The 10,164-nt window shown below is 44.1% G+C and carries 7 protein-coding genes; all 7 read left to right on the forward strand.

The annotated features are described in order from the left end of the window. The first annotated feature begins 63 nt into the window (after positions 1-63). Positions 64-348 carry a hypothetical protein gene (locus L2082_RS08295; RefSeq protein WP_446008981.1) on the forward strand — a complete coding sequence of 95 codons (285 nt, stop codon included), beginning with the start codon at positions 64-66 and terminating at the stop codon, positions 346-348. Continuing rightward, complete coding sequence (locus L2082_RS08300; RefSeq protein WP_446008982.1) at positions 345-848, forward strand: PIN domain-containing protein; 504 nt, start codon at positions 345-347, stop codon at positions 846-848. Before L2082_RS08295 ends, L2082_RS08300 begins: the two co-directional genes overlap by 4 nt. A 162-nt stretch (positions 849-1,010) precedes the next feature. Further along, positions 1,011-1,256, forward strand: a complete 246-nt coding sequence (locus tag L2082_RS08305) for a hypothetical protein (RefSeq protein WP_446008983.1) — start codon at positions 1,011-1,013, stop codon at positions 1,254-1,256. Between the two features lie 40 nt (positions 1,257-1,296). After that, positions 1,297-4,347 carry an FAD-dependent oxidoreductase gene (locus tag L2082_RS08310; protein WP_446008984.1) on the forward strand — a complete coding sequence of 1,017 codons (3,051 nt, stop codon included), beginning with the start codon at positions 1,297-1,299 and terminating at the stop codon, positions 4,345-4,347. A 96-nt stretch (positions 4,348-4,443) separates the two neighbouring features. Beyond that, positions 4,444-5,043, forward strand: a complete 600-nt coding sequence (locus L2082_RS08315) for a hydrogenase iron-sulfur subunit (protein ID WP_446008985.1) — start codon at positions 4,444-4,446, stop codon at positions 5,041-5,043. A 304-nt stretch (positions 5,044-5,347) separates the two neighbouring features. Continuing rightward, on the forward strand, positions 5,348-7,594 hold the full coding sequence (locus L2082_RS08320) for a hypothetical protein (protein ID WP_446008986.1): 2,247 nt from the start codon (positions 5,348-5,350) through the stop codon (positions 7,592-7,594). 28 nt (positions 7,595-7,622) lie between these two features. After that, positions 7,623-10,073 carry a hypothetical protein gene (locus L2082_RS08325; protein ID WP_446008987.1) on the forward strand — a complete coding sequence of 817 codons (2,451 nt, stop codon included), beginning with the start codon at positions 7,623-7,625 and terminating at the stop codon, positions 10,071-10,073. Positions 10,074-10,164: the final 91 nt, after the last annotated feature.

Genomic DNA, 10,164 nt, shown 5'->3' on the forward strand with positions numbered 1-10,164 from the left:
CTCAATACTGGAATCTATAGAAAAGATTTCCGATTACTCCAAGAAGTTACGGAGGAGGAGAAAATGCTTGCGCTTAAAGACGCCATAAAAAAAGCCTTTGAGCTGTTTGAAGTCATCTATGAGGGAGAAAAACTTCCGAACAGATTATTAGAAGAAATAGAATATGATGACAGCTCTGATAGTTGGAAGGTTGTTATCGGATTTGATTCAAATCATATAATTAAAAAAACCGAGGCAAATGCCATTACAGGTGGTACCTCTATTGAGGAAAGAAAAAGAAAATATAAACAGATACGACTGAAAGGAGGAGATGGTTCATTTGTTAAAATGTCAGATCAGGCATTATGAGCAACCAGATAAATTTAATTACTTCTCCCCTGAGAAGTAAAATTGCAGTTGTCGATACAAATTTACTGCTTGTCTATCTCGTAGGGCGTATTGATCCTCAGTTGATTATTAAGTTTAAGAAAACCAATAGTCGTTATTGTGTTGAAGATTTTAAAATTTTAGATGAACTTTTCGGTAACTTTAATAAGTTTTTCACCACTCCGAATATTCTGACGGAGGTCAGTAATCTGGGCGGTCAACTTACCGGAAACGATAAGGAACATTTTTTTATATTATTAGCTGAATTTATACAGAAAACAACAGAAAAATATATACATTCATCTGAAATATCAAAAGATAATCTGTTTATAAAATATGGTATAACCGACAGAGGATTATTGGAATTGGCAAGCACTGGACACCTTATTATTACTGATGATTTTAGATTGTCTGCGTATTGTAACAGCTTAGGGTTTCACAGCATTAATTTCAATCATTTAAGAAGTTATGTTGATATGTAACAGGATTGCTGAACGGAATCCTCCCGTTTTAAAAAGGATACTAAGTACTCTTTTAGAGATTATTTTTATTTTCTCAACCCTATTGAAGAAATTACAGCAGCACTGAGCTACACAGAAGGCTTTGAACTTGATCAATATTATCAAAGAATATGAGGGTAGAAAATGTCATCTATAACTATCCCGGATAATTTAATAAAAAGAATAGCCAAGATCGCAGGACGTGCCTGCCAGACACCTGAAGAATTTATACTTGAGCTTGTTCAAGAACGTGTAGATCACGACAGTGCGTACGGCGAAACAGCGTATCTCTCGAAATCAAAAGCGAATAAAAAAAGACTGGATAAAGCTGTACAAGAGATTAAATCCGGTAAATATGATGCGCATGGATTAATGCCGGTGTCATCATGATAAGTAATTTGTAACCAATCAATAAACACTGGAGACTGCAATGGGAAAAGGAATGGAATACAGGGCCGGATCAGTCATGGTCGTGGGCGGCGGTATCGCCGGGATACAAACCGCCCTTGACCTGACTGAACTTGGTTATTACGTCTATCTGCTGGAAAAAGCACCGGTTGTGGGCGGGGTTATGGCCCAGCTTGATAAGACCTTTCCGACCAATGACTGCTCTCTCTGAATACTTGCACCTAAGCTGGTAGAGGCCGGTCGGTCTCCAAACATAGAGATGATCACCAATGCGGATCTTTTGGCATTGGACGGAAAACCAGGCGACTTCACCGTAAAAGTACGGAAGCGCCCTCGTTATATTGATGCGGACAAATGTACAGCCTGCGGGCTTTGCACCCAATACTGCCCCAAGCATCTTTCTGATGCGTACAATGAAGGACTGTCGCTGACTCGTCCTATTCATATCGATTACGCGCAGGCAGTGCCTGCGACCTATTATATTGACCCTTCAGCCTGTATGTCTGTACAGCATGATACCTGCCAGATCTGCGTACCTGTTTGCCAGAGTCATGCTATCGACTTTAGTCAGCAGCCGGAAGAGGTGGATATCAAAGTCGGGGCAATGGTGCTGTCCCCGGGATTCGGCAGGATTGATGATGCCACTCTGGAGAAATACTCCTACGGAGAGCATCCAGACGTGGTGACCGCTGTCGAGTTTGAGCGTATGACCACCGCCTCAGGACCTTTTCTCGGCGAGGTAAAATGCTTCTCCGATGGTCGCCATCCCAAATCCATGGCCTTTATCCAATGCGTTGGTTCCAGGGATCTGGGGTGCGATAACGGCTACTGCTCTTCGGTCTGCTGTATGTATGCCATTAAAGAGGCAATGGTGGCCAAGGAGCATGATCCGGAAGTGGACATCACGGTCTACTATATGGATATTCGCACCCAAGGCAAGGATTTTGACAAGGCCAGAGAGCGGGCCGAAAACATGGGCGTGAAGTTTATCCGGGCCAAGGTGGCTGGTGTGACTCCTTGGGAGAATCAGCTGCGGTTGACCTACTCTACTCTGGACGGCAAACATGAGTTCAAGCCTTACGATATGGTGGTTCTTTCTGTGGGGCTGGAGGCACCCAAGGATGCCAAGGGTATTGCGGAGATGACCGGCATTGAATTGAATCATTATGATTTTGCCAAAACAGAGACCTTTACTCCACTGAACACCAGCGTAGAAGGCGTGGTGGTGGCCGGGGCGTTCCAGGGACCCAAGGATATCCCGGAATCAGTTACCCAGGCATCAGCAACAGCCGGTATTGTGGCCGGGATGCTGGAACAACAGCGCGGACTGGGAATTGTTCATAAGTCTTACCCGGACGAGAAGCCCATGGACGAAGAAGTTCGCATAGGCGTCTTTGTCTGCCATTGCGGTATCAATATAGCCTCTGTGGTGGATGTGCGAAAGGTAGAAGACTCGGTTGAGGGGATGGACGGGGTTGTTTATCATACCGATTCCCTGTATTCCTGTTCTGCTGATGCTGTCCAGACCTTGAAGAATAAAATTATTGAACATAACCTGAACCGGGTGGTTATTGCTGCCTGTTCACCGCGAACCCATGAACCGCTTTTTCAGGAGACCCTGCGGGATGCTGGTCTGAACCGTTGTCTCATTGAAATGGTCAATATCCGCGACCAATGTTCCTGGGTACATGCAGGTGAGCCTGAGGCTGCCACGGATAAATCTCAGGATCTCCTCCGCATGGCTGTAGCCAAGGCCAGAGGTATGCGGCCATTACCGGAGCAGACCGTGCCAGTTACCCCCAAGGCTCTGGTCATCGGGGCTGGCATTGCTGGCATGACAGTGGCTTTGACTTTGGCAGGACAGGGTTTTGATTCCGTGTTGGTGGAAAAGGGCGAGAAATTGGGCGGCAGTCTGGGACTATTGAACCATACCCTGGATGCTGACCAGACCGCCAATCATCTGAAAAAACTGATAGCCGAGGTTCAGGCAAGTAAGCATATTGATGTGTTGACCAATGCCGAACTCAAGGACTTTTCCGGTTTTGTCGGCAATTTCTCTTCTGTTATTACTGAAGGAGATGGCACTGAGCATACTGTTGATCATGGTGTGGTGGTCCTGGCAACCGGCGGTCATGAGCACCGCCCTGATGGCTATCTGTTAGAAGAGAATGATAAGGTGGTTACTCAGACTGAGCTGGAACAACAATTAGCTGGTGATGGCAAGGCACCGGAATCCATTATTATGGTGCAATGTGCTGGTTCACGGGGCGATGATCTGAACTACTGTTCCAAGGTTTGCTGCAACCATGCGGTCAAGAATGCGCTCGAGATTAAGGAACTAAATCCTGCCTCTCAGGTGATTGTCCTGTATCGCGATATGCGCACCTACGGCTATGCTGAGGACGCCTATCGTGAGGCCCGCCTCAAGGGGGTGATCTTTATTCCCTATGACCTGGATCAAAAGCCGCAGATTGCAGCGTCACCCAAGGGCAGGAAGTTGACTGTGAAGTTTTTTGATGTCCTGTTGCAGGAAGAGGTTGAGATGAGCCCGGATATGGTGGCCCTGTCTGTGGGGATTGTCCCGGACGGTACTGAAGACCTGAGCAAGCTACTCAAGGCCCCGCTCACAGATGACCGTTTTTTCCTGGAGGCCCATGTTAAGCTGCGACCGGTGGAGCTGCCGGTTTCCGGTGTCTATGTTTGCGGTCTGGCCCACGGTCCCAAGCCGGTGGATGAAACCATTGCCCAGGCCCAGGCTGCTGCGGCTAAGGCGTCTATTCCGCTGGTTAAGGGCAAGGTAGGGATTGATCCTATCGTTTCGGTTATTGAAGAGGATACATGTATTGGTTGCGGTATTTGCTCCAGCCTTTGTCCCTTTGGGGCCATTGAAATGTTTAAAAAAGAGAAGAAGCGCAAGGCCCGTACCATTGCAGCCTCTTGTAAGGCCTGTGGTATCTGTTCCAGTCGTTGTCCGACCTTTGCTATTGCCATGGGCGGATTTACCAATGAGCAGATTATGGATCAGATTTCTGCCTTCGGTAATATACAGGCGGACGAACCGGTTGAGGCGTAACTTGCCTTAGATATAACGTTGTTTTCTTGTAGGGGCACGGCGCGCCGTAGCCCCTACAGCCTGATATGCAATAAACATCAATTGCGAGGTGTTTTGATGAGCAATGATTTCAGTCCCAAGATTTTGGGTTTTTTATGTAACTGGTGCTGCTATGCAGCTGCTGATGCAGCCGGAGTTTCCCGGTTTCAGTATCCCCCCAACCTGCGTACCATCCGGGTGATGTGTACCGGTCGTGTTGATCCGGCCTTTATCCTGCGCGGATTTATTGAGGGTGCGGATGGTATATTTACCGGCGGTTGACAGCATGGTGAATGCCATTACCAGGTAGGTAATTACGATGCAATGGGTGTGGATGCGCTGGTCAGAAAGATACTGGAAGACGTGGGTATCCGCAAAGAACGTTATGATCTTGAGTGGGCTTCAGCTGCTGAGGCACCGCGTTTTGTCAAGTTGATCACTGATTTCACCGAACGGATGCGCGAGCTTGGTCCATTGGGTGAGGCTGAAGGCCTGTCTCAGGAGGAAATCAAGGATCGGCTGGAAAAGGCCTTGGCCGTAGTTTCTGACCAGAAGGTACGGGTCAGCTTTGGCAATGCCAGCAAGGCAGTACGCAAGGATGCGATCTGGACACCAGAACATATTGATGAGATTGTCACCACTAAAATGGCTAAGACCTTGGAGAAGGCAATGGCGTAATTCTAGCCTGAAATAATTTAAAATTGTTTTTTTTATGAAGCGGTACTGTCCTGCATGGGTGGTGCCGCTTTTTTTATGTAGTATGCAAGAAAATGCTTGACAAATGATAGGTTAATTAAGAATATTCTTTTTATAAAGTCAAATTAAGATTTCCAATGTCCCATTCCTGAAGCAGTCTCAGCAGTCTCAGCACGTTCCGTAATAGTTACGTTTTTGAGGCTTCTTCCACTCTCTCTCAGCAGGGGCACTTTATTCCTTCCTGAGATAAATTCATTCCTATTGTTCTTCTGGCAGGAGAAAAATTATGGAGTTCAAACCATTAAAAGATCGCCTAGATTCACTCCCCCTTATTTTGGCAGGGCCTATTGTTCGAAGGACTGAACCAAAACAGGTTACGGTCTGGGTCGCACTAAAAGAACCTTGTAAGGTAACATTACGCATTTACGGGGAAGATGAGAATGCTCGTTTGGTTGAAATATTTTCAGGTACAACAACAACGATTTCTCTTGGTTATAATTTGCATCTTACTGCTGTGACGGCAAGAAAGAACGATGAACAAGATTCGTTAGCATGGGGGGGGCGTTACTATTACAATTTGTTTTTCGACGAAGTTGCACTTGATGGTCTAACAGAAAACAACTCTCCTGTAGATGAGTTGGATGAAAAGAGTTTGAAAGGGGGGGGGATCCTTGAGACGGACCTGATGCCAGTTGATATCAGCTATGATTCCAGTGGCCTCCCTTCCTTTGTGCTTCCTGAAAAGGAATTGAAAGATTTACGGATTATTCACTCCTCGTGCCGTAAACCTCATGGTGAAGGGGAAGATATGTTGGCAAAGGTTGATGAGTTGATTGATGAAGCGGTCAAGAACCCATCGGAAATAAAACGCCCTCAGCAGCTTTTTTTAACTGGTGATCAAATTTATGCAGATGATGTAGCACCCACTATGCTGGCAATGCTTATGGATGCGAGCGAGGCTCTTATTGATTGGAAGGAAAAATTGCCGGGTATTGAAATAGATGATGAAGGGTTGCTGCCAAATAATCGGCAAAAATTTGCTGAGGAAATAGCGAAGCTAACAGCGGGAGATGTGTCTGGTAATCATTTGTTCACAGTAGGTGAATACTGGATGATGTATCTATTCGTTTGGTCAAAAGTTCTTTGGGACCAGAACGTTTGGAACAAAGAGGAATTTGACAATGAGACTGACCAGAGAATCTACAATCTTTATAAAAAATTATCTCGTGTCAGGAAAGCATTGGCCAACATCTCAACTTATATGATCTGTGATGACCATGAAATTACGGACGATTGGTTTTTGAACTTGCAATGGTGTGTAGATGTCTTCGGCAGTCAGCTTGGTCGCCGCATTCTTCTCAATGGGATGTTGGGGTATGCATTGTTTCAGGCTTGGGGGAATGATCCAGATCAATTTGAGTGGGGTAATCCAGACGGAGCAGGATATCAGTTTCTTGAAGCTGTGCAGAAATGGAGGCCAATTGGAGATATTGATTTAAGTGTTCAGAAAGCATTAGAGCTGGCCTTGGGGATTGCAGATGCTGATATGGTGAAAAAAATCAAGGAGGCGAGAAGTCTTCATGTTATCCACGAAAATGCGGAAGCATTGAGCTGGCACTACCATGTCCCAGGTTCGAAATATCAGGTTATTGTCCTTGATACAAGAACATGGCGTTACTTTCCTGGTGATCCTGTTGAAGGCGATGCAGATGAATTGGAAGATGGCAATAACGCGCCAGCCCTCTTGGGAAAAGAAGCTTTGGATGCGCAAATATTGCCGTACAAACCTGTAGATAATCCATTCGAAATAACTTTTGTTGTCTCTGCCGCTCCAGTTATTGCTATTGAGTGGGCTTCAGAATATCGGGCATCTATGTCTCGGTTTGGAGGGAAGCTCCTTGCTGATTATGAAGACTGGGAATATCAGAAAGATGCTGTGTGGCAACTTTTTGCGACTCTGTCAACTTTTGGCCCCGTAAGCACAATATCAGGAGAACCACATAATTTATCACGAATTATTTTCTTGTCTGGAGATGTACATTATGGATATACATCGAAAATTGACTATCAGCGCAAACCGTTGTCTGGTAACCCTGAATTAAAGAAAGGAGCAAAAAGTATTTTTACCCAACTTAACAGCAGTGCTCTTAAAAATCAGGATATAAAAACGAAACACGCACAGTTTGTTGGCTACAAACAGAAAAAATATATTCTTCCTTTTTGGGATAAAAAAACTAATGCTTCGTATGAATATGCCGAGCATATAGTAGCAAATCGTGTAGAGCAAAGTCCTCTAAATTGCCCTGGGGGATCGAGGTGGGATATAGAAAGAATACGCTGTATCGCCTCTGGAATCATAACTGATATTTTCGGTGATGAGACTGATGACGAGATTATAGGTAGGAATAATATCGGAGAGGTTTATTTTTCCAATGATAGTAAAAGAATTTCTCAAATTTTGCACTGGAAAGATGACGATAATGAAAAGCATTCAAGTCATTATGTAATAGAATTAGATTTTAATCCTGCATAATTAATGGAATAATTGAGGAGAAGCTTCAATGGAATCCAATCAGCAGAATATATTTCAACAACTGGCACAAGCTCTTCGGATATTTCGTCTGGCAGGAAAAAACTCGGGAATTCTGCGTGACCTTTTAAACAGAATAGGCTGGGATCTTAGCAGATTAAACGACCTTCCCTTCGGAGATGACGAACTTAATATTAGTCAAAAACTAAAAAGAAATTTTAAAGAGTTTATATATAATTTTAATAAGCTCGAAGAGCTTACCGAAAATCCCCCGGAAGATTATAAAGATTTTGTTGCTGCGCTGATTTTAGTACATGATACTTTTCAGAGCCTTAAAGGATTACACGAAGAGTTATCGGGCCATCCTGAAGAGCTAGAACAACTCGGTAATGATCTTCAGACATGGCTGATAACTGCCTTCCTAGAGCATGTCCACCCCGTCCTGTTTTATACCTCCTCTCTGCTAAATATTATTTCTTTTCCTGAAAAGAGAACTGTAACTGATCCCAATGATGACAGCATTATTTTTCGCAAGCCAGTTAAACTGCCCACCCTGAAATTCTCTCATTTTAAAAGGTTATTGGCGGATCCAGTTAAATTTCTTAAAGAATCATATCTTCATCTTCTTGAAGGTAAGGAATTTAAGACGCTGGATGATATGGTGGAAATGGCAGATCGCCTTTTCGGAACGCTTCATGCCCTGAGTTATTATCTGAAGCTACGAACCAACTATAGGTTATCAAATTTTCGAGATAACAGGAGCGAATCGGAAATATTTGCCGACAAGATGTTCGCAATCTATCTGCCGCCTGATTCTGATGGCAACCAGATGGATATCACCCTTGCCTTATCACCGAAAGAATTAGGCGGGCTAGGTTTAGTCATACTGTTTTTCGGCAAACCACCTGTAGAACCGCTTATAATCGGCGATTGGGAAATCACCCTTACGGTACCTGAGAACTTAGAAGGGATTTCAGTCGGCACCGAAAAGGTGGTTGTTTTGCCTGAGACGGAGCAAGTCGCCTCTGTATCCATCGGGATAAAACGAAGCCCTGCTGAGAGTGTTGAGCAGAGATTTATTATTGGCGATGAAGATCGTACCCATTTTGATGTTCCATTTCCGAGTATCACAGGGAATGTGACGGTCAAGCCTGAAGAGAGTCTAAAATATCATTATGATGTTGGAGTTGAAGTAGGGGAGGGGAAGGCTGTTATTGAAGAGCTACTTACGTTGGAATGGGCCAATCTCGAATATAGCTACGATTCTTCGACCAAAGAATCAACCATTTCATGGACAGAGCTTAAAATTGATACGCCGCTGATAACAGATTTATTTGATATTAATATTACCCTGAAACTTGTTTTTAACGAGGGAGAATTACAAGAAAGTTCGTCAATCGTCTTTAACGCGCCTAATTTTGGCGAGTTGGCGTTAAAGGAGCTTGGCTGGAACTGGGATAAATTTTCTGTCGGTATAACAGAAGACGGTATTACTATTCAAGCGGCTGAAGCCAATTTTAATTTTGGTGATTCATGGAAAGTTGGCTGGGAAAGTCTGGAAATCACGTTGCCCGCTGACTCCGACCCTAGTTTCGTTATCAAAAGACTGACCGTTAAAAACGAGAGTATTTCATGGATTGATTTCGAACTTGATTTTAGTTCAACTGAAAAGAAGATCAAGTTGTATAAACCCAAAATCGAAAAGGATCTAAGTCTAGATCAATTCCATTTCGAATCACACTGCCTTGCAATGCAATGGCAACAAGACGATATAACTCAATGGATTCAGCAGGGCTGCCAACAGGCTTCTCCTAACTTTTCCCTGCCCGAAAAGCAAAATAACGATAGTTCTGATGCCAGTCCGCGAATCGTGGCGTTAAGGATATTACGGAATGATAAGGAAAATAAGATACAAGAAATACGCCTTGATTGGGAGGGTGAGGATAGCCGTACTTTTTCTCTGCCGGGTATTGATGTTACTCTTCCGAAGAAGATTAGATACAGCCTTGTTTGGGGCGGGCAAGGGCGTTCCCTTAACGACGTTTCATTGTCCATCACCGTTGGGCAAGAGGCGCTCTCTGAGAGCGGCTTTAAAGCAATGAGTACATTTGCTTGGGAAAGAGGTGATGATAATAATAGAGATAGAGAATTACAGAATGATCCCAGCAAAAATAATAATGAAGAAGAGGAATCTAATGAGGAATCTAATGAGGAAGAAAAAGAGGTACCTCATCTATTCTCATGCACATTAACTCCCAAACAATCGCTTACATTTATCCTTATTGACTTCAAAAAGGGAAAAACGAATTTTCCGACCGTTTTTAGAGAAAACAACGGTGCTATACCAAACATATTTTCTTCTCAAGTGTCCTGCAGCCCTGTTCAAATAGACTCTCGTGGTTTACAACAGAACAACTGGAAAATTGATTTTCAATTTAATTTAGGACAGGCCCCTGACAGCCTTTCTGTAAAATGGACATAAGGCGCAATAACCCGACAGCCCTCAGGTTGGAGGCTCTCTCAGGCTCACGTTAATCAGCTTACCGTTACGTTGTATACCCAGAGCTGTTAAC

The sequence above is a fragment of the Candidatus Electrothrix sp. genome (assembly GCF_052785085.1).

What these genes read in the sequence shown, in the direction of transcription:
- L2082_RS08305 (WP_446008983.1), top strand. Translation starts at nt 1,011, where the DNA reads ATGTCATCTATAACTATCCCGGATAATTTAATAAAAAGAATAGCCAAG.
- L2082_RS08300 (WP_446008982.1), top strand. Translation starts at nt 345, where the DNA reads ATGAGCAACCAGATAAATTTAATTACTTCTCCCCTGAGAAGTAAAATT.
- L2082_RS08295 (WP_446008981.1), top strand. Translation starts at nt 64, where the DNA reads ATGCTTGCGCTTAAAGACGCCATAAAAAAAGCCTTTGAGCTGTTTGAA.
- L2082_RS08320 (WP_446008986.1), top strand. Translation starts at nt 5,348, where the DNA reads ATGGAGTTCAAACCATTAAAAGATCGCCTAGATTCACTCCCCCTTATT.
- L2082_RS08325 (WP_446008987.1), top strand. Translation starts at nt 7,623, where the DNA reads ATGGAATCCAATCAGCAGAATATATTTCAACAACTGGCACAAGCTCTT.